Origin of the sequence: Microbacterium sp. NPDC089320 (assembly GCF_040684875.1) — a bacterium.
Taxonomy (GTDB): domain Bacteria; phylum Actinomycetota; class Actinomycetes; order Actinomycetales; family Microbacteriaceae; genus Microbacterium.
Map to the genome: position 1 here is coordinate 18093 of NZ_JBFBGY010000004.1, position 23236 is coordinate 41328.

At 69.5% G+C, this 23236-nt stretch carries 22 protein-coding genes; 16 read left to right on the forward strand and 6 right to left on the reverse strand.

Features of this window, described 5'->3' with window-relative positions; translation table 11 throughout:
* Positions 1 to 13: 13 nt before the first annotated feature.
* The 3 genes from AB0N61_RS11855 to AB0N61_RS11865 form a co-directional block, all read right to left on the reverse strand.
* On the reverse strand, positions 14 to 2524 hold the full coding sequence (locus AB0N61_RS11855; protein WP_363364280.1) for a LuxR C-terminal-related transcriptional regulator: 2511 nt from the start codon (positions 2522 to 2524) through the stop codon (positions 14 to 16).
* 472 nt (positions 2525 to 2996) lie between these two features.
* Entirely contained in the window at positions 2997 to 4106 is a 1110-nt protein-coding gene (locus tag AB0N61_RS11860) for a beta-propeller fold lactonase family protein (protein ID WP_363364282.1), read from the reverse strand.
* Positions 4107 to 4113: 7 nt separating this feature from the next.
* Entirely contained in the window at positions 4114 to 5400 is a 1287-nt protein-coding gene (locus tag AB0N61_RS11865) for an adenylosuccinate synthase (RefSeq protein ID WP_167947375.1), read from the reverse strand.
* A 300-nt stretch (positions 5401 to 5700) separates the two neighbouring features.
* Here AB0N61_RS11865 and AB0N61_RS11870 point away from each other — a divergent pair, with 300 nt between their 5' ends.
* From AB0N61_RS11870 to AB0N61_RS11920, 11 genes are all read left to right on the forward strand, one after another.
* Positions 5701 to 6633: a DMT family transporter gene (locus AB0N61_RS11870; protein WP_363364284.1), complete on the forward strand. Its 933-nt coding sequence runs from the start codon at positions 5701 to 5703 to the stop codon at positions 6631 to 6633.
* Between the two features lie 88 nt (positions 6634 to 6721).
* Positions 6722 to 7438, forward strand: a complete 717-nt coding sequence (locus AB0N61_RS11875; RefSeq protein WP_363364286.1) for a Pr6Pr family membrane protein — start codon at positions 6722 to 6724, stop codon at positions 7436 to 7438.
* Positions 7439 to 7619: 181 nt separating this feature from the next.
* Positions 7620 to 8732: a MoxR family ATPase gene (locus AB0N61_RS11880; RefSeq protein ID WP_363364288.1), complete on the forward strand. Its 1113-nt coding sequence runs from the start codon at positions 7620 to 7622 to the stop codon at positions 8730 to 8732.
* A gap of 6 nt (positions 8733 to 8738) precedes the next feature.
* The gene (locus tag AB0N61_RS11885; protein WP_167947381.1) at positions 8739 to 9626 is read left to right on the forward strand and encodes a DUF58 domain-containing protein; all 888 of its coding nucleotides are present in this window, start codon (positions 8739 to 8741) and stop codon (positions 9624 to 9626) included.
* Positions 9613 to 10104, forward strand: a complete 492-nt coding sequence (locus tag AB0N61_RS11890; RefSeq protein WP_167947383.1) for a hypothetical protein — start codon at positions 9613 to 9615, stop codon at positions 10102 to 10104. The genes AB0N61_RS11885 and AB0N61_RS11890 overlap by 14 nt, the downstream gene beginning before the upstream one ends.
* Positions 10095 to 11081 (forward strand): VWA domain-containing protein, encoded by a 987-nt coding sequence (locus AB0N61_RS11895; protein WP_363364291.1) that lies wholly within the window; start codon positions 10095 to 10097, stop codon positions 11079 to 11081. The genes AB0N61_RS11890 and AB0N61_RS11895 overlap by 10 nt, the downstream gene beginning before the upstream one ends.
* Positions 11078 to 12100, forward strand: a complete 1023-nt coding sequence (locus AB0N61_RS11900; protein WP_363364293.1) for a VWA domain-containing protein — start codon at positions 11078 to 11080, stop codon at positions 12098 to 12100. Before AB0N61_RS11895 ends, AB0N61_RS11900 begins: the two co-directional genes overlap by 4 nt.
* Complete coding sequence (locus AB0N61_RS11905) at positions 12097 to 12882, forward strand: hypothetical protein (protein WP_363364294.1); 786 nt, start codon at positions 12097 to 12099, stop codon at positions 12880 to 12882. Before AB0N61_RS11900 ends, AB0N61_RS11905 begins: the two co-directional genes overlap by 4 nt.
* Entirely contained in the window at positions 12882 to 14000 is a 1119-nt protein-coding gene (locus AB0N61_RS11910) for a hypothetical protein (RefSeq protein WP_363364296.1), read from the forward strand. Before AB0N61_RS11905 ends, AB0N61_RS11910 begins: the two co-directional genes overlap by 1 nt.
* A 39-nt stretch (positions 14001 to 14039) precedes the next feature.
* Entirely contained in the window at positions 14040 to 14273 is a 234-nt protein-coding gene (locus AB0N61_RS11915; RefSeq protein WP_363364299.1) for an AbrB/MazE/SpoVT family DNA-binding domain-containing protein, read from the forward strand.
* Entirely contained in the window at positions 14257 to 14673 is a 417-nt protein-coding gene (locus AB0N61_RS11920; protein ID WP_363364301.1) for a PIN domain-containing protein, read from the forward strand. The genes AB0N61_RS11915 and AB0N61_RS11920 overlap by 17 nt, the downstream gene beginning before the upstream one ends.
* A gap of 76 nt (positions 14674 to 14749) precedes the next feature.
* On the opposite strand, the gene AB0N61_RS11925 is transcribed toward AB0N61_RS11920, so the two are convergent.
* From AB0N61_RS11925 to AB0N61_RS11935, 3 genes are all read right to left on the reverse strand, one after another.
* Positions 14750 to 15457, reverse strand: a complete 708-nt coding sequence (locus AB0N61_RS11925) for a hypothetical protein (RefSeq protein ID WP_167947393.1) — start codon at positions 15455 to 15457, stop codon at positions 14750 to 14752.
* A gap of 92 nt (positions 15458 to 15549) precedes the next feature.
* Complete coding sequence (locus AB0N61_RS11930) at positions 15550 to 16341, reverse strand: NAD(P)H-dependent oxidoreductase (RefSeq protein ID WP_363364303.1); 792 nt, start codon at positions 16339 to 16341, stop codon at positions 15550 to 15552.
* 13 nt (positions 16342 to 16354) lie between these two features.
* Complete coding sequence (locus AB0N61_RS11935; protein WP_363364304.1) at positions 16355 to 17737, reverse strand: MFS transporter; 1383 nt, start codon at positions 17735 to 17737, stop codon at positions 16355 to 16357.
* 103 nt (positions 17738 to 17840) lie between these two features.
* On the opposite strand from AB0N61_RS11935, the gene AB0N61_RS11940 reads away from it, so the two are divergent.
* The 5 genes from AB0N61_RS11940 to AB0N61_RS11960 all read left to right on the forward strand — a co-directional run bounded on the left by AB0N61_RS11940 (position 17841) and on the right by AB0N61_RS11960 (position 23174).
* Positions 17841 to 18245 carry a helix-turn-helix domain-containing protein gene (locus tag AB0N61_RS11940; RefSeq protein ID WP_167947397.1) on the forward strand — a complete coding sequence of 135 codons (405 nt, stop codon included), beginning with the start codon at positions 17841 to 17843 and terminating at the stop codon, positions 18243 to 18245.
* 50 nt (positions 18246 to 18295) lie between these two features.
* The gene (gene argG, locus AB0N61_RS11945; RefSeq protein WP_363364307.1) at positions 18296 to 19729 is read left to right on the forward strand and encodes an argininosuccinate synthase; all 1434 of its coding nucleotides are present in this window, start codon (positions 18296 to 18298) and stop codon (positions 19727 to 19729) included.
* Positions 19730 to 19843: 114 nt separating this feature from the next.
* Positions 19844 to 20467 (forward strand): helix-turn-helix domain-containing protein, encoded by a 624-nt coding sequence (locus tag AB0N61_RS11950; RefSeq protein ID WP_363364309.1) that lies wholly within the window; start codon positions 19844 to 19846, stop codon positions 20465 to 20467.
* Positions 20468 to 20484: 17 nt separating this feature from the next.
* The gene (locus tag AB0N61_RS11955) at positions 20485 to 21300 is read left to right on the forward strand and encodes a hypothetical protein (protein WP_363364311.1); all 816 of its coding nucleotides are present in this window, start codon (positions 20485 to 20487) and stop codon (positions 21298 to 21300) included.
* Positions 21297 to 23174 carry a YhgE/Pip domain-containing protein gene (locus AB0N61_RS11960; protein ID WP_363364312.1) on the forward strand — a complete coding sequence of 626 codons (1878 nt, stop codon included), beginning with the start codon at positions 21297 to 21299 and terminating at the stop codon, positions 23172 to 23174. Before AB0N61_RS11955 ends, AB0N61_RS11960 begins: the two co-directional genes overlap by 4 nt.
* Positions 23175 to 23236: the final 62 nt, after the last annotated feature.

Genomic DNA, 23236 nt, shown 5'->3' on the forward strand with positions numbered 1-23236 from the left:
GAGTGAGCGCCGCTCAGTCGAACAGCCGAGCCAGCTGCTGCCTGCTCGTGACGCCCACCTTGCGCATCGAACGGTGGATGTGGTTCTCGACGGTGCGCACGCTCAGGTGCAGGCGCTCTGCGATCTGCTGATTCGTGAGCCCCTCCGCCACGTTCGCGGAGACCTCGCGCTCCCGTCCGGTCAGCTTGCGGAACAGTCCGGCGCTCTCCTGATCGTCGAAGGATCCCGCGTCGAAGCGGGTCTCCCACCGCGCCCGCAGCGCACCGATGCGCTCGCGCTCGTGGCCATCGCCCGCCCCATCGACGAGTTGCGCGGCGACGGTCAGCGCGTGCAGCGCCTGAGTGACGCGACCGGTGGCGATCACGGCCTCGGCGGCGTCGGTGAGAGCTGTCGCATCCTTCGACGCGAGAGCGTCGATGAGATCCTGCCCTGCACGCAGCGACGCCGAATCGGTGTCCGCGACCCACCCGCGGAGTCGTTCGCTCCGAGCGGCATCCGGGACGAGCTGCACGGCCCGCTGCCCCGCGGCGCAGGCCAGATACGTCGCCCCTCGATCGCGTGCGGTGTCCGCGATCCCCCAGAGGATCTCTGACGCTGCGCCCGGGTCGTCGCGCGCGATGATCTCCGCGCTCGCCCACCCGGCGGACATCAAGGGAAAGGCCCCGTCTCGGCTCTCGTCGTCGTTCCCGTCCCCCGGCGACCACCCCGACACGGCCGACAGAGGCGCCAGGGCCGTCATGAGGCCGCACCGTGGCGAGCGTGGAAAGGCGGGCGTGTGACCGATTCCCTGGAATGTGTCCGCGAGGTGCTGCAGCGGGCTCAGATATCCGCGGATGTGCAGAAGGACTCCGACCATGTATCCGCTCGCCCAGAGCGCAGGCACGTCCAGATCCTCTCTCGCCCGCTCGAACTCCCCGACCGCGACGTCCGCAGCCGCGTCGAAGTCACCCTCGCCGAGGTGGACGAGCGCCGTCAGCGCCGCGACATGGGCGACCTGACGAGTCACGTCGACTTCACGGGCGAACCCGAGTGCGCTCTGCGCCTCGGGGAACAGCCCGCCGGCGGCGAGCACGGCACCCCGGGCGATCGCCAACTCGGCGCGCACCCGCGGCGGCAGCAGGTCGTGATCGCCCAGGGTGCCCATGTCCACGTCATCGATGCGCCCGAGGTCGACCAGCAGCAACGCCCTGGTCGCGTCTGCGAGTCGCTCATACGCGCCGTGCCCCGTCGCACCGCTGTCGAGGAGAGCCAGCGCGGCCCGCACGTCCCCGTGCACGCTCGCCATCCACCACGCCTGCCAGGAGCGCACCTCGGCGACCGCCTGTTCGGATCCCGAGTGGGCGCGCGGATCGTTCACGACGGAGTCCACCGTGGTGTGCGCTCCGGTGTCGACCCTCATCGCCTCGAGGTACCGCAGTGCCGTCTCTGCGCTCGGGGACTCGTCCCAGGCCGACCGCGCGCCCTGAACGCGCTCCTGCACGCGTTCTCCGATCAGCCTGAGGAACACCGGGTCGACGGGCTCCAGCTGCAGCATCGCCGCCGACCGGTCCCGCGCCTCGGGCGCTGTCGCGAGCACGATCGGGTCTCGTCGGGCGCGCCGATCGACGTGTCGGAAATACTCCGCGATCAGCGGAGGGTGCACGGTCAGCCACTCGCGCGCGGACCGTGCCTCGACCCGAACGAACTCACGGGATTCCAGGGCATCGAGCACACGCGCGGGAACGAGTTCCAACGCGCCCTGCCGGTGAACCGCGCGGGAGGTGGAGACGAGGGTCAGGGCATCGCTCTCCTCCGCGGTCAGGCTCGCGAGCTGCCGCCGTACGATCCCCTCGAACGAGGGACTCCACAGGTCGGCGATCGCGACCCATGCACCGTCACGGAGGGTGATCAGCCCCTCCACACGCGCGACGATCATCATCGTGGTCAGGATTCCGGGCATCCCCCCGGATTTCGCATAGAAGCGGGTCACGGTGCGCGGCTCCATCGCGGCTCCCAGCAGCTCGTGGGCCAGTTCGCGCGTCTCTTCGATGCTGAAGTGCGGAATGCGCACGGTCACCGGGGTCTTCCCCGGCGACAGCGGCAGCCGAGCATTCGGCCGGGTGCCGCGATGAAGAAGGTCATGCACCGCGACGAACGGCACCCGGAAGCGAGCGCTGACGCTGCTGAGAGCCGCCCAGCTCTCGACGTCCAGCCGAAACCAGTCGTCGATGAGGACGACGGTCTGCCGCGCTGCGACCATGCTCTCCACAGCCGACATCTCCGAGCGAGGTCGATCCTGGCCTCCCCCCGCCGTGCGAGCCGCACGCAGCGCCTCCGACAGCGCGTGGACGTGCTGCGCCTCAGCCGTGTCCGGCGGCCTCAGCACCAGGCACTGCCACCCCGCCTCCCTCAGCGCGTCGGCCAGCTGAGTGACGAAGACCGTGCGGCCGCTGCCGAGTCGACCGACGAGATCCACGTCGAGACCGTGCGCGAGATACGCGACGACCGTCGAGATCCGCTGTTCCCGACCGACTGCACCCTTCACGGCTCGCGCACCTCGACCGGCGGCGGCAGGCCACAGCTGTCCCAGATCGGTCGATGAGCAGTCGCAGACCCCACGATGTTCCCTCCGGTATCACGGCAACGCTGTCCGCTGCCACTGGGGAGGCTATCCGCGCCGGCGGAGCGTCCCTGCCGGCCTGCGACGTGTTAAGGCCGATACATCACATACGTTGGTCGACGCCCTGTTCGAGCGCCGGATGCACGTCGCGTGCCCTCCCCGTTGCACAGCGGCACTGAGGACGCCGCCATCGACCGGGGAGGGGTCGACCGTCACGAACGGACGGCGAATGGCGGCGCCTCACAGCTGGCCGGCTCACCCCTGGGTCGGGGTTCCCAGGGGTGTCCTCACGGTCTCACCGGGGAAGACCGCGTTCGAGCCGTTCTGCGCGAGTTGAGTACCGACGGGGCACCTCCACCCTGCCTCGCCGCACCGCCCCTGAGTACCCGCGAGCGAGTCAGCGGACCGGCAGGATGTGCGTCGGCGCCGGCGCCTGCGCAGTGTGACGGATGCCGAGAGGTGCGCCCGTGCGCTCGTCGAGGTCGATCAGCGCGACGGTGTCGGAGCGCTGCCCCGCGACCAGCAGCTTGCCCTCATGCACGAGGTGATGTCGCGGCCAGTCGACCCCCGAGTCGGCGAGGGCGATCGGCTCGAGGGCTTCGCCGCTCCCACGCACGCGGAGCGCGGCGATCGTGTTGCTGCCCCGAAGGGCCGTGTACAGGAACTGCGCGTCACGGCTGCGGGCGAGTTCGGCGGGGAAGTCCACGCCGATCTCGGCGATCGGGCTCGTGAGCACCGATGACACGACAGCCCAGGTGCCGTCGCGACCGGCGGCGAGAGTGAACACCTCGCAGGAGTACTCGGTCACCACGTGCAGGTGGCCGCTGGGGTGCACGACCATGTGCCGAGGGCCGGTGCCGACCGGCAGCACGACCTCGTGGTCGAGCACGAGGCCACCCGCGCCCTGGCGCCAGATCCGAACCAGATCGAAGCCCAGGTCGGTCGTGGCGATGCGCCCGTCCGGCAGGAACGCCGACGCGTGCGCGTGCGAGACGCGCGCTTCGCCGCCGGCCGTGAGCTCTCCGGAGTAAGGGTCGGATGCTGCCGCGGCGACACCCGCCGGCGCGGTCGTCTCGATCGCTTCGCCGAGCAGTGCTGCACGCAACTCGGCGGCCTTGTTGACTGCATCCGGCACCAGGCCCCCGTGAGCATCGATGCCGATGCGCACGACCCGGCCGTCGCCGTAGCAACTCGCGATGAGGGACGATCCGTCGCGCGCGACCGACAGGTGGCAGACCGAATCGCCGGCCTCGACCGGCTCGCCGAGCGGCCGCAGCGTCGCCTCGCCGCTGCGGGCGAACGCCTGCACCGCGGCATCCCCTTCGAGCGCCGCGTAGACGACGTCGAGCGACGGATGCGGGGCCAACCACGACGGCGAGGGGGTCTGCGTGACCGCGCCCCGGTATTCGAGTGCGGTCGGTGCGCTCTCATCGCCCGCGAGCAGACCGATGCCGTCGGCCGAGCCGTCCATCGCCGGGCCGTACCCGCCGAGCCAGAACCGGGTCACAGCGCGCTCAGTCGAGCAGGTCGTGACGCACGATGACCTGGTCGCGCTCGGGTCCGACGCCGATGACCGAGATGCGGGTGTTGCTCATGCCCTCGAGCGCGAGCACGTAGTCCTGCGCGTTCTGGGGCAGGTCGTCGAACGTGCGCGCGGTCGAGATGTCCTCGCTCCACCCGGGGAAGTACTCGAGGATCGGCGTCGCGTGGTGGAAATCGGTCTGGTTGACCGGCACCTCGTCGAAGCGCTGACCGTCGACGTCATACGCCACGCAGACCGGGATCTGCTCGAGTCCGGTGAGGATGTCGAGCTTGGTGAGCACGAGGTCGGTGATGCCGTTGACCCGCGTCGCGTAGCGGGTGATCGGGGCGTCGTACCAGCCGACCCGACGCGGACGCCCGGTGGTGGTGCCGAACTCGAAGCCGCGCGACCGCAGCCACTCGCCCTGCTCGTCGAACAGCTCGGTGGGGAACGGACCAGAGCCGACGCGGGTCGTGTAGGCCTTGACGATGCCGACGATGCGGTCGAGCGCACCCGGGCCGACGCCCGAGCCGGTGGAGGCGCCGCCCGCGGTGGCCGACGACGAGGTGACGAACGGGTAGGTGCCGTGGTCGACGTCGAGCATGGTGGCCTGACCGCCTTCGAACACCACGACCTCGTCGCGGCGCAGGGCCTCGTCGAGCAGGTGGCCGGTGTCGGCGACCATCGGCCGCAGGCGCTCGGCGTACGACAGCAGGTCTTCGACGACCTCGTCGGCCGTGATCGCGCGACGGTTGAAGATCTTCACCAGCAGGTGGTTCTTCTGGTCGAGGGCGCCCTCGACCTTCTGGCGCAGGATGTTCTCGTCGAAGAGGTCCTGCACGCGGATGCCGACGCGGTTGATCTTGTCGGCGTAGGCCGGTCCGATGCCGCGGCCGGTCGTGCCGATCATGCGCTTGCCGAGGAAGCGCTCGGTGACCTTGTCGAGCGTGCGGTGGTACTGCGTGATGATGTGCGCGTTCGCGCTGACCTTCAGGCGGGAGACGTCGATGCCGCGGCCGCCCAGCGCCTCGAGCTCGCTGAAGAGCACCTCGAGGTCGATCACGACGCCGTTGCCGATCACCGGCGTGACCCCGGGCGACAGGATGCCGGAAGGCAGCAGGTGCAGCGCGTACTTCTCGTTGCCGACCACGACGGTGTGGCCCGCGTTGTTGCCGCCGTTGAACTTGACGACCCAGTCGGTGCGCTCGCCGAGCAGGTCGGTGGCCTTGCCCTTGCCCTCATCGCCCCACTGGACGCCGACGATAACGATTCCTGGCATGGGTATCCCCCTTGCTTTCGCCGGGTTTGCACCGGCTGATGAGCTGGCCCTTGTCGGGCGACTCCATCCTACCGAAGGGGTGTTACGGGGCCTTTTCCGGTCTGCGGGGGGGGCGACCCCGCACGGATGCAGGACCGATGCACGGATGCAGGTCGAAGGTCGGTGTTTCGTCCTGCATCCGTGCCTGCGTCCTGCATTCGCGCGCCTGCGAGCGGAGCCGGCGACGCACTGGCGGAAAACGAGCGGATGATGTCGCTCCGGCGCATCGCCGATGTCGGTGGCCGGTGGCACGATCGGAGGATGCCGAAGACCGGTCGCGTCCCGCGCGACGACACCCTGACTCCCGCGACGCCCAGATCACAGGGGCCACTGGTACTCGTCGCCGCCCTGGTGACGGTGGTCCTCTGGGCGTCGGCGTTCATCGGCATCCGCGGCGCAGGCCCGCACTTCGATCCAGGGGCGCTCGCGCTGCTGCGCATGGCGGTGGGCAGCGCCGTGCTCGCGATCATCGCGGTGCGCCACGGCATCCGTCTTCCCGCGCGTCGGCACTGGTGGCTCGTGGCGGTCTGGGGCGTGGGCTGGTTCTGCGTCTACAACCTCGCGCTCAACGCCGCCGAGCGCACTCTCGACGCGGGCACCGCCGCGATGGTGGTCAACCTCGCGCCGCTCATGGTCGTGGTGTTCAGCGGGCTGTTCCTGCGCGAGGGCTTCCCGAAGCCGCTCATCGTCGGAGCACCGATCGCCTTCCTCGGCGTGGTGCTGATCGGCATGAACTCGTCGACGAGCGAGGGTCCCGACATCACCGGGCTGCTGCTCGCACTGCTCGCGGCGGTCATGTACGCCGGGTGCACCCTGCTGCAGAAGCACCTGCTGACCGCCGGGTCGGATGCGACCACGCTGACGTTCCTCGGCGCGATCGCGGGCACCGTGGCGCTGCTCCCGTGGGTCGGCAGCCTGATCGGAGCGCTGCAGACGGCGCCGCTCGGATCGACGCTGTGGGTCGTGTACCTCGGCATCTTCCCGACCGCGATCGCCTTCACGACCTGGGCCTATGTTCTGCAGCGCAGCACAGCGGGCCAGACCTCGGCGACGACCTATGTCGTGCCCGCCCTCGCGATCCTCCTGTCGTGGGCGATCCTGGGCGAGGTCCCGACGCTGCTGATGTTCGTCGGCGGCGCGCTATGCCTGCTCGGCGTGCTCATCACGCGGATGAAGTGGGGCCGCCAGCGCTGATTCCGGAGCGGAAGCGCCTTCGTCACACCGGTATCTCGGTCTGGCGTCCGAGCCTGATGCGACCGATAAAGTGTGCGCGGAGGCGAATATGACGACCTGGTGGCCCTACGCACGACTGGCGGCAGCCGCGCTGGGAATCGCGGCGATCGTCGCACAGCTCGCTCTCACCGTGCAGATCGCCGCCACCGACCCCACGCCGTGGGGAAGCCACCTGCCGACGGTGTGGTGGAACTTCTTCAGCTTCTTCACGATCGACTCGAATGTGCTGGCTGCCGTCGTGCTCGCGATCGGGGCGGTCTGGGCCCTGCGGCATCGCGGAGACGCCGAGACCGAACCCCGGTGGTTCGCGATCCTGCTCGTCTGCGCGAGCACCTACATGATCGTCACCGGCATCGTGTACAACACGCTGCTGCGCGGGTTCGCGCTTCCGCAGGGCTCGACGGTGCCGTGGTCGAACGAAGTGCTGCACGTCGTCATCCCGCTCTTCCTGGTGGCCGATGTGCTGTTCGCGCCTCGCCGGCGCCCGCTGCCGTGGAGCACCGTCTTCGTCGCCGCGATCTTCCCGATCGTCTGGGCCGTCTACACGATGATCCGCGCGAACCTGATCATCGCCCCGGCCACCGGCGAGGCCTGGTGGTACCCGTACCCCTTCCTCAACCCGCACCGGGTGCCCGGCGAGTACCTCGGTGTCGCGATGTACATCCTCGGCATCGCCGTCGCGATCATCGGCGTCGCGGCATTGGTCGTCTGGATCGGTCGCCGTCGCGGCCGCGCGACACCGGCTGCCGCCGCCCCCCTCTCCTGACCCCACCCCCGGGTTTCGAATCGCGCACTTTGCAGAAATCGCACCACGGAAGTTGCAAAGTGCGCGATTCGAACGAGAGGTCTGGCCGCCTGACCCACTGACCGGTCGCTCACGCCGTGCGGTTACGCTGTTCCCGGGGGGCTGCGCGACGCGCCTCCCCCGCGCCAGCGAGGAGACACTCATGAGTCAGCCATTCCCTGCACCGACCGGCGGACCCTCCGTGCCGCCGCCTCCGCCCGCTCCCGCCACGCGCGCCGAGGCAGCCGCCGCGGCTCCCTCCGCATCGACATCAGCGAGCACGAAGTCCGAGGCCCCCTCTGAGGCTGAACTCCAGCGCGCCAGCGCCGTGCTCAAGACCGTCTCCGACGCGTACTCCGCGAAGATGGTCGGCCAGGAGCGTCTGCGGATGAGCCTGCTGATCTCGCTGATCGCCGGCGGGCACATCCTGCTCGAGAGCGTCCCGGGCCTTGCGAAGACCACGGCGGCCAGCACGCTCGCCGACACCGTGAAGGCACAGTTCAAGCGCATCCAGTGCACCCCCGACCTGCTGCCCAGCGACATCACCGGCAACCAGATCTACGATGCGGCGACCGGTTCGTTCCGCACGGTGCTCGGCCCGGTGCACGCCAACTTCGTGCTGCTCGACGAGATCAACCGCTCGAGCGCGAAGACCCAGAGCGCCATGCTCGAGGCGATGCAGGAGCACCAGACGACGATCGGCGGCGAGGTGCACCACCTGCCCAAGCCCTTCCTGGTGATCGCGACGCAGAACCCGATCGAGCAGGAGGGCACCTACGAGCTGCCCGAGGCGCAGATGGACCGCTTCCTGCTCAAGGAGATCGTCGAGTACCCGAGTCCCGCCGAGGAGTTCGAGATCCTCGGCCGCATCGACTCGGGCGTGCTCGACCCCGACCGACACGTGTCGAGCGCGATCAGCCTCGACGACGTGCACATGCTCCAGGACGTCGCGAGCCGCATCTACGTCGACCCCGCGATCCGCAACTACATCGTCTCGATCGCCTACGTCACCCGGAATCCCGCCCCCTACATCGGCGAGGAGCGCGCCCGCTACATCAAGTACGGCGCGAGCCCCCGTGCGAGCATCGCGTTCCTGCAGGCGTCGCGGGCGCTGGCGCTGCTGAACGGCCGCGGCCACGTGATCCCGGAGGACATCCGCTCGCTGCGCCACCTCGTGCTGCGCCACCGCGTGCTGCTGACGTTCGAGGCCGACGCCGAGGGCATCCGCAGCGAGGAGATCATCGACCAGATCTTCGCGTCCGTCCCCACGCCCTGACCCGATATGGCCAGCCTGATCACCCAGGTGAAGAGCAAGCTCTTCATCCACTCGTCGCGCAAGTCGCTGCACGCGCTCGACGGCGCCTACGCGTCGCTGCTGCACGGCCGCAGCCTCGACTTCGAGGACCTGCGCAAATACGAGTACGGCGATCAGGTGCGCGACATCGACTGGCGTGCCACGGCCCGACTCGGCACACCGCTGGTGAAGCGGCACCGCGCGATGCGCATGCACACCGTCCTCTTCGTCGTCGACACGGGCCGATCGATGAGCGCCCTCGCGCACGACGAGAGGTCGAAGAAGGACCTCGCGATCCTCGCCACCGGAGTGCTCGGCGTGCTGGCGCTGCGGCACGGCGACGACTTCTCCCTCGTCTACGGCGACTCCGACCGCATCCGCCGACGTGCCCCCGGCCGCAGCGAGGGCGCCCTCGAGCACGCCCTGCGCACGATCGACCAGGCGATCGACACGAGCACGGCTGCGAGTGACCGCGACGCGCTGCTGTCGTTCGTCACGCGCACGATCTCGCGCCGCATGATCGTCGTGGTCATCACCGACGAGGCGCCCGTCACGACGGAGACCGAACGGATGCTGCGCCGGCTGCGCGTGCAGCACGACGTGCTGTGGCTGACCGTGAGCGACGCGGATCCGGTGCTCGACCACGCGACGGCCACCATCCGCAGCGACGTCGACAGCCTGTGGGAGGTTCCCGACTTCGTGCAGGGCGACCCCGACATCATCCGCGAGCTCGCGACTCAGACCGAGGCCGACGCCGTCCGTCTGGCAGAGCTGCTCAAGCGCATGGAGATCAGTCACAGCGTGCTCGCCGGTCAGGACGACGCCGTCTCGCAGCTGCTGCAGCTGCTGAATCGGAGGTCGAATGCCCGACTCTGATGAGCTCTACCCGCCCTTCCAATACGGCTGGGGCTGGATCCTGGTCGCATTCGGCATCCTGCTGCTGCTGATCGCGGCAGCGTGGGTGGTCGTCGCACTGACCCGGCCGCGGCGCGACCTCACGATCACGCGCGACGCTCAGGCGCCGACGCTTCTGACGACCGACGTGCTGTCGCAGCTGCGGGTGGAGTACTTCGACCGGATCCAGCGCATCGAAGACGACTACCGGGCGCGTGCCCTGTCTGCCCGCAACGCGAACCTCGAGCTCAGCCGCGCGGTGCGCACGTTCGTGAACGAGTACAGCGGACTCGAGGCCCCGGTGCTCGCCCTCGACGACCTCGTCTCCCGCGGGGTCCACCCCGCGCTCGTCGACGCCATGGGTCGGCACTACTACCCCAGCATCTTCCGACCCGGTCCCGCGATCGACCCGATCGCCGGCGCCGAGGCCGCCCGAACGGTGGTGCGCACATGGCACTAGCGAACGGGTGGCTCATCCTCGTCGCCGCGATCGTGGTCGTCATCGCGATCGCACTCGGCATCGTCGTCGGACTGCGCAGCGGTGCGAAGACCGAGGCGCACGAGCGCGCTCGCGTCGCCCGCGCCGAGCGTCTGCGGGCGCTGCCCACGTTCCGGCAGGCACTGAACCGACGGGTGCTCGCACTGTCGAGCATCCTGCTGATCGGCGTGATCGCGACCCTGGCGGCGGGAGTCGTCTCGGCCCGCCCGATGGCGTCGCAGACGATCCAGCCCGTCAACACGAGCCGCGACATCATGCTGTGCCTCGACGTCTCGGGCTCGATGAGCGAAGTCGACGTCGAGGTGCTCACGGTCTTCGAGGAGCTGCTCGAGGACTTCGAGGGCGAGCGCATCGGCCTCACGATCTTCAACAGCTCTCCCGTGCAGATCTTCCCCCTGACCGATGACTACGAGTTCATCCGAAGCCACCTGCAGAGCATCCGCGAGAGCTTCGAGTTCAGCGAGCCGGTTCCCGAGCACTGGGTCGGCACGCTCAACGGCAACGGCGCCTCGCTCATCGGCGACGGCCTGGCGGCGTGCGCGATGGCGTTCGACCACCCCGACGACGAGCGGTCGCGCTCGATCATCTTCGCCACCGACAACGAGGTCAACGGCGCCTCGATCGTGACGCTCGACGAGGCCGCCGCGTACGCGGCATCGAACGACGTGCGCGTGTTCGCCCTCAATCCCGTGCAGGGCAAGGACGCCGAGGTCAGCGCCGAGCTCGCCAGGGCTGCCGAGGCCACCGGGGGCCAGGCCTACGGCCTGCGCGACACGACCACCGTGAGCGACATCGTCGCGCAGGTGCAGGAGCAGGAGGCCACGGCGCTGAAGGGCCAGGCCCAGGTGGTCTGGACCGACGCCCCGAACCTGTGGATCGTGGTGCTGATGATCTCGATGCTCTCCTTCATCGTCGTGCTGTGGAGGGTGAGACTGTGATCCTCCAGCCCGTGCTGAACGTCTTCCTCCTCGCGCTGCTCTTCGTGCCGGTGGCCGCTCTCGCGGTGATGGCACTGGTCAGGGCGACGGGCCGCGGAAGGGCGCTCTGGGCCATGCGGCTCGTCATGCTGCTCGCCTGCGTCTTCATGCTGCTGCGCCCGGGGATCGGCGGCGGTGCGACCGAGACGCTCGCGACCGACACCGACATCGTGCTCGTCGTCGACACCACGGCGAGCATCGTCGCCGAGGACTGGAACGGCGATGAGCCGCGCCTCGACGGCGTGCGCGCCGACGTCCAGGCCATCGTCGACGAGTACCCCGGTGCGCGCTTCGCCCTGATCACGTTCGACGCCTCGGCCGATCTGCGGATGCCGCTCACCACCGACACCACGGCGCTCATCTCGTCGCTCGAGGTGCTGCGTCCCGAGGTGACGAGCCAGTCGCGCGGCAGCTCCGTCGGCATCGCCGACCAGCTGCTCTCCGACACTCTGTCGACCGCGGCCGAGTCGTCGCCCGACCGTTCGCGCATGGTGTTCTACTTCGGCGACGGCGAGCAGACGGTCGCCTCTGCGCCCGAGTCGTTCGACGGCAGCGCCGACCTCACGGACGCGGGGGCCGTGCTCGGCTACGGCACCGCAGAGGGCGGACCCATGAAGCTCACCACCGGCGGCGTCGACGGTTCGTCGAGCGAGTACATCGAGTACGAGGGCGAGAACGCGCTGTCGGTGATCGACGAGACGAACCTCGAGGCGATCGCCTCGGACCTCGGGGTCGACTACCAGCACCGCACGGCCGATTCCGCGCTCTCCCTGCCCGACGCGCCCTCGACGACGACTACGTATGCGAAGTCGGGAACCGTCGGCACCGTGACCGAGCTGTACTGGATCGCCGCCCTCGTCGTCGTGGCACTGCTCGGAGTGGAGCTCATGCGGGCGAGCATGCTCATCGCCCGGCTGCGCCTGCTGCGAGCGCCGACCGCGTCGCCCGCACGCAAGAGGACCGACGGAGGTGCCGCATGACCGATCCGCCCACCCGCGTGAACGCTACGCCGTCCGACAGCCCCGATGAGCTGAAGGCGTCGGCCGCCGCCGCGCTGCTCGCCTCGAATCGCCGCCGCCGGCGCATCCGTCGGTGGATCGCGATCGGCACTCTGCCCCTCACGCTGGCGGCGCTGCTGTTCGTCGGCAAGATCCTCAGCATGTATGCGTTCGCGCACCAGTCGATCACCGCATACGTGGCCGACGACTATGCCGGGTCGGAGGCGTCCGCCCACGGCCAGGAGTTCCTCAACTGGTTCGAGCCGTACAAGGCGCCGTTCAATGTGGGCACGGCGCTCGCCGGCGCCGAGAAGCTGCCCGAGGCACGGGCGAAACTCGAGGGATCCCTCGACCTCGCGACCGGCCTCGAGGTGTGCACCGTGCGCATCAACCTCGCGATCGTCCTCGAGCGCATGGGTGACGCCGCGCGCGCGGACGGCGACGGCGCGGCAGCCGCTGAACTCTACGGAGAGGCTCTCACCGTCACGACCGAGACCCCCGAGGAGTGCAACAGCGACCAGGCGCAGGAGCAGTCGTCCGACCCCGACCGCGACATGCAGCAGAGCCGCGAAGACCTCGAAGACCGCCTGAAGCAGAAGCAGCAGAACGAGCAGCTGCCACCCGAGGAGCAGCAGGAGCAGAAGCCGCAGCCCTCGGAGGATCAGCTCGACGAGCTCGAGGACAAGCTCGAGCAGGGCACGCAGGAGCGCGATCAGCAGCAGGGCGACGACGGCGGAGGCTCCGGGACGGACAAGCCATGGTGATGGATCACGAGAAGCAGCGGGCGCGATACGTCGCCGGCACCGAGGGCGCGCCGCCCGTTCCGCCCCCAGGCGGCTATCGCAACGCGCGTCGTCAGGCCGGCCCCACCGTGCAGCATCCGGGGGCTCCCGCGATGTCGGGCACGGCGACCGCAGCAGGGGCCGGATCGGAGGAGAAGAAGCCGGCGAACGCGCTCGGCTGGGTCGCCCTGGTCTGCGGCATCCTCTTCGCCCTGATCCTCCTCATCATGCTCGCGATCGGCGCGACCGACGCGGTCTACGGCGTGACCATGCTGACGCTGCAGCTCGTGGTGGTCGCCGTCGTGATCGGCGTTCTGTTCACCGCCCGAGGTCGCACCCTGGCCGCCGTGGCCCTCGCGATCACGCTGATCTTCAATGTCGCCACCGTCGGCGGCATCGGCGCCCTGCAGACCTCCGCGTCGGGCAGCTACGACGGCATGAAGACCGACGAGCAGAAGCATGAAGAGGCGTACCCGGGCATCAAGGGCACCGATCCTCAGGACGCACTGAGGCAGCAGTCGCTCGAAGAGGTGAAGGCAGAAGCCGACAGTCTTTTCGCCGACATCCGCGCGCGCGTCACCGCCGAGTACGGATACGACTGGGTGCAGGTCGGCGACGAGGATCTGCGTCCCGAACGCAACGGCTACGGGGGCGAGTCGATGCTCATCGAGTACACCTCCGTCGGCTGGGCGACCACCGATCCGATCCAGGACTACAGCACCAAGCTCGACGTGATGGCGACGATCGACTCGGTCGTCGCCGAGCACGGGCTGCCTCCGCTGTACTCGTTCAACGGCGAGTTCTCGGGCATCGATCCGGCGATGATCGCGAAGCTCTACGGCAGCGAGGATCCCCGGGAGCAGCACACGTGGGAGTACACCACCGACAACTACCCCGATCCGATGAGGTTCTACGCGAACATCTTCGACCTCTCGAACGACCCCTCCGGCGACTTCCTCAAGACCCGGGAGGCGCAGAGCGCCCGCACGGGAGAACCGCTCGAGGGGCTGCAGATGGTGGTCATCGCGAGCGCCGTGCTCAGCGAGGCCGACCGGGCCGAGTACGAGCAGAAGCTGCAGGAGTACCCGGGATTCCAGTGAGTCCTGTCGCGCGTACCATCGCGATGGTAGCGTGATGGCATGCACACGACCATCGACAAGGCGGGGCGAGTCGTGATCCCTGCGTCGATCCGCGAGCGGCTCGGCATCCTTCCGGGTCCCGTGGACATCATGATCGACGGAACCGGGATCCGCATCGAGGTCGCAACGGCCGACGACCTCGTGGAGGAAGACGGACGCCTCGTCATCCGAGGCACAGGAAACTCGCTCACGTCGGACGACATCCGGGAGCTTCGTCTTGCCGACCAGCGCTGACCTGCTCCTCGACACGAGCGCGGCCATCTCACTGCTCACACAGGACAGCGCGGTCCATGACGAGGTCCGCGACGCCTGCGTCGGACTCGTCCTCGGGCTCGCCGGTCACGCACTGCTCGAGACATACTCCGTGCTCACGAGATTGCCGGGCGGGAGCCGCCTCAGTCCCGCCGCCGCGAGCCGAGTGATCGCCCACGAGTTCCCCCGCTCCGTCGCGTTGCCCGCGGATCAGTCTGTGCACGCCGTGACCGAGCTGGCCGAGGCGGGGGTGGCCGGGGGCGCCGTGTACGACGGGCTCGTGGCACTCGCCGCGCGCTCGGCCGGCCTCACTCTGCTCACCTGCGACCGACGTGCGCTCGGGACATACGCGGCGCTGCAGGCGGACGTCCGGGTCATCTGAGCGACGTCCGAGGTTCCGACGTCGTAGCCCAGCACGATCTGCACCGCGGCGAGCCGGTCCTGGATGCGTGCTGCAGTCAGCTCGCGAGCGAGAGTCCCGCGGCGAGCGCGAACCCCAGCACCGTCGCCAGTCCGGTGAGCTGCTTGGCCTTCTGCTGGGCGTCGGGCACCATCGAGTCGACGAGCATCACGAGCAGGGCGCCCGCCGCGAAACCGCTCGCGCCGGCCCGGAAGTCGTCGCCCGTGCTGCTGGCCAGCGCGAAGCCGGCGACGGTCGCGAGCGCACAGATGATCGATATCCCGGCCCACAGCATCAGCACACGCGACTTCGACATGCCGCCCTTCAGCAGGTCTGCGGCCGAGCCGATCGACTCGGGCAGGTTCGAGACGACGATCGCCACGACGAGAGCGATGCTCACCGGTTCGCCGGATGCCAGCCCGATTCCCAGCACCAGCTGCTCGGGGATGCCGTCGAGCAGGGCTCCGAGCGCGAGGGGAACGCCGGCTCCCTGATCCTTCGACTTGGCGGCACGCGCTTCGAGGATCCGGTCTGCGATGAAGTACGCGAGTGCGCCGGCGACCACGCCGACGATCAGCGGGATGGGGCCTGCGAGATCCAGCCCCTCCTCCCACAGCTCGAATGCGATCGATGCCATGAGGGCACCGGCACCGAAGCCCAGCACGATGCCCAGCCAGCGCGGCGGCCAGGTGCGCCACAGGGCGAGAACGGCGCCGACGATGAGGGGCGACGCGGCGACCACGCCCCACAGGATCGCTCCACCCATGCTGTCCTCCTTCACCGACACTCTGCCACCGGCGGGAGCGGATCGTGCAGAGGTGCGGGCTCACGTCCGCGCGCGTCGGCGCCCACGTGGGCTCAGTCGGCCGCCACGCGATGGATGCCGAGGTCAATGCGCCCGGGAAGAAGGTCCGATCGAAGCGCCCTGGTGCCGTGATAGTCGCCGTCGCGCAGTCGGCGATAGCGTCGGCTCGGAGACTCCCGATCGACCGTCGAGAGCCGTTCGAGCAGTCTCGCGCTCTCGAGCTCGACGCCGACCGCATCCAGTCCGTCGGCGTCGTGCACGACGTGCAGGTCGAGCGGCTCGATGCCCGTGTACCAGAGGGTCCCGTGGGTGAGCGGGAACAGAAGAGAGTCCAGATCCCCGCTGATGCCCCGCTCTCCGATCGAGCGCTCGTCCTCCCCCGCGGTCACGATCACGAGCGCTCGACGTCCGGCGAGAGGGCCTTCTCCGTACCGCAGCGGCAGCCCCGTCTCGGCATCCGAGGTGCCGTAGGCGAAGCCGTTGGTGAGCACGCGGTCGAACCAGCCCTTGAGGATCGCCGGCGGTCCGTACCACCACAGCGGGAACTGGAGCACGACGAGGTCGGCGGCCGCGAGCTTGCGCTGCTCCTCGGCCACATCGGGGGCCAGCTGTCCCGCGGCGTACGCCTCTCCCATCAGGTCGACGACGCTGCCCGTGCGCCCCAGAGGCTCGCCCAGATCCGGTGCAGCGAGAACGGGGTCGAAGCCCTGAGCGTACAGATCGGTGATCTCGATGTCGTGGTCGCGCGCGAGCGCGTCGACTCCGTCGCGGAATAGTCGCGCGTTGAACGAGCTCTCCTGGGGGTGAGCGTAGATCCAGTGGACGGTCGGGCGTGATGCTGACACGGGTGGCCTTTCTTCAGCGGGCGTCGTCGACGGGTCGCTCGGGTGCGCTCGGCGTGGATCGTCTCGACAGCGGAAGGAGCGCGGCGGCGACGACCGCGCCGGTCGCGACCAGCAGGGCGACGAGGTACCCGTGCGACGCGGCGATCGAGGCGATCGTGCCCAGCACCGCGATGCCCAGGCCGCCGCCGAGGGCGAACCCGACCTCCTGGATCGCACCCACCTGACCGGCGTCATCGTCGGTCGTCACGTCGAAGAGCGTGGTGGCCGCGAGCGTCGCCGCGACCCCGAACCCCGCGCCGACCAGCACGAGGGGGATCGCGACCGGCTCGACACCGGTCGACAGCCAGGCGAGTCCCGCGCCCTGCACCACGAGGGCCAGCACGGTGAGCGTGGGCGAGGTCAGCCACCGCAGCAGCACAGGCGCAAGCACCCCGCCGAGAGCGATCGCCACCGCCTGCGGGAGGATCGCGATGCCGGCTTCGGCCGCGCTGAACCCCCGGGCATCCTGCAGGTGCAGGCTCACGAGGAGCACGGATGCCGACGAGACACCGCTGCTCGCGACGATACGCACGATCGCCGGGCTGAAACCGGGAACCGCGAAGAGCCGCATGTCGATGAGCGGTTCGGCCAGCGCCCGCTGGCGGCGGATGAAGAACACGAGCGTCCCGACCGCGATGACCCCGGCGACGGCCGCCGCGACGGGAGCGGCCATCACCTCGTGCAGGGCGAAGACGAGGGACCCGAGTGCGACGATCGACGACACGATGCTCAGGGCGTCCCACGACGGTCGCCGGGAGCTGCGGGAGTCGGGCACGAGCCAGATCGCCAGCACGCCGGCGACGACCGCGAGCGGCACGCTCCCGAGAAGCAGCCAACGCCAGCCGGGCCCCTCGGTCACCAGTCCGCCGAGCACGGGCCCCAGTGCGCTGCCTGTGCCGAACGTCGCGGTCCACAGCCCGTAGGCGAGCACGCGCTGCCGTGCGTGATAGTGCGCTCCGATCGTGGCGACGACCCCCGCCACGACGAACGCCTCGGCGACGCCGAGGAGCGCACGGACGACGATCAGCAGCACGCCGTCCTGCGCGAGACCGCCGACGAGATTGAGGACGGCGAATCCGGCGAGGCCCACGAGCACGATGCGCTTGCGACCGAACGCATCACCGATCCGCGCGGCGATGATCAGGGTTGCCGCGAGCGAGAGCGCGTACACGTCGACGAGCCAGAGCGCACCGCTGTCGCTGAGCACGAGATCGCCGCGGATCGCCGGCAGGGCCGTCGACATGCTGCTGATCGCGAGAGCCCCGATCAGGATGCCGAGAAGCAGCGGGATCATGGCGAGCCACGGATGCGGGGTCGCGCGCGGCCGAACGGATGCCGTCTGTATCGGGAAGGTCACCGCATCAGTCTCGTGCTCTCGGTACACTTCAGACAAGTACTGTCCTTCGAGGTACATAGTGACCGAATGGATACTATGGCGACACGAGCGGAAGGCGGAGGCCATGAGGGAGAAGACCGAGCGGATCGTCCGGGAGTGGGGCGACGCGTGCGACGCCGAGATCTCGATCGCGGTGCTCGGCGGGGCGTGGAAGCCCAGCATCCTCAGCCTGCTCGACGAGCACGAGGTGCTGCGATTCGGCGAGCTCAGCCGACTCCTCGACGAGCCCACCGCGCGCGTGCTCACCCGACAGCTGCGGGAGCTGGAGGATGACGGGCTGCTCCTGCGCACGGTCTACCGACAGGTCCCCCCGAAGGTCGAGTATCGCCTGAGCGATCTCGGTCGCGGATCGATGCCGCTCGTCGACGCTCTCACGAGGTGGGGTGCGGGCTATGCCGCGCATCAACGGCGCGAGCTCGCGCGACTCGACGCGCATCCCGAGGACCTCGGCGCTGTCGTCGCCGGCTGACTCGCCACCCCGTCCGAAACAGCCGACACGCCGCCGATAGACTGGGAAGCATGTCCAAGGTCCTCCAGTCACTTCCCGTCGGCGAGCGCGTCGGCATCGCCTTCTCCGGAGGACTCGACACCTCCGTCGCCGTCGCGTGGATGCGCGACAAGGGTGCCGTCCCCTACACGTACACCGGTGATCTCGGGCAGTACGACGAAGACGACATCGAGTCGATCCCCGGTCGCGCGCTCGAGTACGGCGCCGAGGCCTCGCGCCTGGTCGACTGCAAGACGGCGCTGGTCGAGGAGGGTCTCGTCGCCCTCTCGTGCGGCGCCTTCCACATCCGCTCGGGCGGGCGCACCTACTTCAACACCACTCCTCTCGGCCGCGCCGTCACCGGCACGCTGTTGGTGCGCGCCATGAAGGAGGACGGCGTCGACATCTGGGGCGACGGCTCGACGTACAAGGGCAACGACATCGAGCGGTTCTACCGCTACGGGCTGCTCGCCAACCCGCGCCTGCGCGTCTACAAGCCGTGGCTGGACGCCGACTTCGTCACCGAGCTCGGCGGCCGCAAGGAGATGAGCGAGTGGCTCGTCGCCCATGACTTCCCCTACCGCGACTCGGTCGAGAAGGCGTACTCCACCGACGCCAACATCTGGGGCGCCACGCACGAGGCCAAGACGCTCGAGCACCTCGACGTCTCGCTCGAGACCGTCGATCCCATCATGGGCGTGAAGTTCTGGGATCCCTCGGTCGCGATCGAGACCGAAGACGTCTCCGTCACGTTCGAGGCGGGACGCCCGGTCGCCCTCAACGGCGTCGAGTACACCGACCCGGTGTCGCTGGTGCAGGAGGCCAACACGATCGGCGGACGCCACGGCCTCGGCATGAGCGACCAGATCGAGAACCGCATCATCGAGGCGAAGTCCCGCGGCATCTACGAGGCCCCGGGAATGGCTCTGCTGTTCATCGCGTACGAGCGCCTGGTCAACGGCATCCTCAACGAAGACACCCTCGCCACGTACCACGAGCAGGGTCGCCGTCTCGGTCGCCTGATGTACGAGGGCCGCTGGCTCGAGCCGCAGTCGCTCATGCTGCGCGAGTCGATCCAGCGCTGGGTCGGGCTCACGATCTCGGGCACGGTCACCATCCGTCTGCGCCGCGGCGATGACTGGACGATCCTCGACACGACGTCGCCGAACCTGTCGTACGGACCCGAGAAGCTCTCGATGGAGCGCGTGGGCGACGCCGCCTTCGGCCCGGTCGACCGCATCGGCCAGCTCACGATGCGCAACCTCGACATCGCCGACTCGCGCTCGCGCCTCGAGCAGTACGCGGGCCTCGGCCTCATCGGCGGTGCGACCGGCGAGCTCGTCGGACGCGTCACCGCGGGCGAGTCCGGTGAGATCACGGGATCCGTCGAAGAGGTCGACGAGAACTTCGCCGACGCGGTCGACACCGCGTCCGAGGGCGCGGCCTTCGACTCCGGCACTGACTGACGTTCTCGGTTCTGCGGAAGGGGGCGGATGCTGCGGCATCCGCCCCCTTTCTCGTGTCTGTGAGTCCACCGAGTTATCTTGCACACTGCTGTGCACAATACGTATCATGGAGACATGACCACCCGTGCCCCCCGCCGCGATTCCGTCGAGAACCGCGCCGGAATCCTCGACGCGGCCCGAGCGACCCTCGCCACCGACCCGCGTGCGTCCATCGACGTCATCGCCCGCAGTGCCGGCCTCTCGCGTCGCACGCTCTACGGCCACTTCGACGACCGCGAGGCCTTGATCCGCGAGCTGATCTCGGTCGGAGCACAGCGTTTCAACGCGATCGCCGAATCGGTCTCCGACTCCGACTCGCGCCTCGCCCTCGCCCGTCTCGCCGCGCAGCTCTGGCGTGAGGCGGCGCACGTCCAGGTCGCGGCAGCGCTCGCGCTCGACGAAGCCCATGTCGAGCACACCGCTGATGCCCTCGCGCCGCTGCGCCGCACCGTCGCCGCCCTCGCGCGTCGCGGGCAGGAGGACGGCAGCTTCCGCACCGATCTCACCGCCCCCACCCTCGCTCGCCTCATCGAAGAGGTCGCGCGCACGGTCGTCTCACGCACGGACGCGTCGAGCACGGGTGCCGTCGATCTCGCCGTGCGCACTCTGCTCAGCATCGCGGGGCTCTCGTGGCGCGAGGCCGATGACCTGCTGACCGCACACCCCGACATCGTCGAATCGCAGGAGGTCAGCTCATGAGGGTCACCCTGCATGACGTGAGCAAGGGACGCGGCGGTCAGGCACTGCCGGCGACGAGCCTCGAGTTCCACAGCGGAGCCGTGCGCTTCGCCCTCGCCGAGACCGAGCAGCGCCCGACGGTGCTCGGTCTGATCGCCAGCGGACGGATGCGCCCCGACACCGGGCGCGTGACGATCGACGGCGACGCGAACAACCGAGCGCTGCGCCGCACGATCGCTCTCGTCGACGCCCCCGACGTGAGCGATCCCCACCCCGACATCACCCTCGCCGGCGTGGTGGGAGAAGAGCTCATGTTCGCCGGTGTCGGCGCCACCCCCCTGCACGCACGGCGCTGGCTGAATCAGCTCGGCTTCGGCGAGCTCTCCGGGGTGCCGATCGGCAACGTCGACCCCGCCGCGCGGGTGCGCATCCTCTGCGAGCTCGCGATCCTGCGCGAGGGCACCGAAGGCATCGTGCTCGTCTCGCCCGACCGTCACGGCGGCAGCCCCGATGGCTGGTGGCGCATCGCCTCGGAATTCGCCGATCGCGGCTACGCGATGCTCGTCGTCATCGGCGGATCCGCAGCGGTCGCCCTCGAGCGCATGCACGAGCTCGAGGCGATCAACGCCTCAGGCCCGGTCGAGCCGCTCGTGCTCGACCGGCCCGTCGACGCTGAGCCCGCGGCGGAGAACCCGGACGATCGCCCCGAGACACGGCGCGCCGACCCCGAACACGCCGATGAGGCGACGGATGCTCTGGGTTCTCCCCCGGCTGACGGCGAAGACCCATCCGCAGAACCCGCAGACCCCGCAGAACCCGACCCGAACACGACAGAGAACGGAGGCGAGCGATGAAGGTTCCCGCCATGATCGCCGCCGAGCTGCGGCGCCTGACCGCGAGCAAGATGGGCGTCATCGCCCTGATCGCCCTCGTGTGTGTGCCGATCCTCTACGGCGGCCTGTACCTGTGGGCGAACCAGGACCCGTATGCCAAGTTCCCCGATGTCCCGGTGGCCCTGGTCGTCGACGACAGCGGAGCCCCCGCCCCCACCACAGGCACGGATGCCGCGACCGGCGAGACCGTGAACTACGGCGAGGAGGTCGCCGACAACCTCATCGAGGGCAACGCCTTCGACTGGCAGCGGATGTCTGCCGATGAGGCCGCCGACGCACTGCGCGAGGGAACCGTCGACTTCACCGTCACGATCCCCGCCGACTTCTCGACGGCGTTGACCTCCGCCGCGGGCGATGACCCGCACCAGGCGAGGATCGAGCTCGAGACGAACGACGCGAACAACTACCTCGCGTCATCCATGGGCACGCAGGCCGTGGAGAAGATCCGCAGCTCGGTGGCCGAGATGGTCGGCAGCGAGGCCGCCGAGCGCCTGCTCACGGGCCTGAGCGACGTGCGAGACAATCTCGTGACCGCCGTCGACGGGGCGAGCCAGCTCACCGACGGCGCGAACAGCGCGGCATCCGGCAGCGCCACCCTCGCGGACGGCACCTCTCAGCTCGCCGCAGGCTCGTCTCAGCTCGCCGGAGGGGCGTCTGAGCTCGCGGGTGGCGCAGCGACTCTGGCGTCAGGTGCTCAGCAGGTCAGCGACGGCAACCGGCAGCTCGCCGACGTCGCCGACCGCGCCGGGTCGGCCGTGCAGCAGGCGACGGATGCGCTGCCCCAGGCGCGTCAGGACATCGCGACGGTCCTCACGGATCAGGGCCTGACTCAGGAGGAGATCGATCGAGTCCTCACGACCCTCGATCCGCTCGCGACTCGACTGCAGGAGGGCAACTCGACGGTCCAGAACGCGGTCGACAAGGTCGACCAGCTCGCCGCGGGAGCGGCGTCGGTGGCATCCGGCGCCTCGCAACTCGCCGGCGGCGCGCAGACCGTCGCCGACGGCGCGCAGAGCGTGGCCACGGGTGCGGCGGCGGCGAACGACGGCGCAGCCCAGCTGCGCGACGGGCTCGGCACACTGGCGTCCGGCACGGCCGAGCTGCGCGACGGGCTCTCGGACGGCGTCGCGCAGATCCCCGTCTCGACGCCCGACCTTCGCGCGCTGCAGGCCGACACGATCGCCGATCCGGTGAAGGTCTCGAGCGACAAGGTCGCCTCCGCCGAGGACTACGGCGCCGGTCTCGCGCCCTTCTTCGCCGCGTTGTCGGCCTGGATCGGCATCTACGCGCTGTTCCTCATCGTCAAGCCGATCTCCCGCCGCGCGGTCACCGCGCTGCACTCTCCGATCCGAGTGACGCTCGCGGGCTGGCTCACCCCGGCGATGCTGGGTGCCGTGCAGATGCTCGGGCTCATGGGCGTCCTCGCGATCACGCTGGGCTTCACCTTCAACAACCCCATCGGCACTCTGGGTGTCATGATCTTCGCGTCGGCCACCTTCGCGGCGATCATCCTCGCCCTCAACGTCTGGCTCGGATCAGTCGGGCAATTCCTGGGTCTCGTGCTCATGGTGCTGCAGCTCGTCACGGCGGGTGGCACCTTCCCCTGGCAGACACTCCCCGCCCCGCTCGCCGCGCTGCATCATGTGCTGCCGCTCGGCTATGTCGTCGATGCCATGCGGCAGCTGATGTACGGAGGAAACCTCGGCAGGGCCGGCTGGGATCTGGTGGTGCTGGGCATCTGGCTGGTCGGCGCCCTGGTGCTGGCTGCCGTCGGAGTCACCCGCATGACGCACCGACGCACGCTTCGTGACCTGCAGCCGAGCCTGATCGGCTGAGACCGCGGGCGGGGACGAGAACACCCCGCCCGCGACGGCTTTGTGGGTAGTATTCCGGAAGC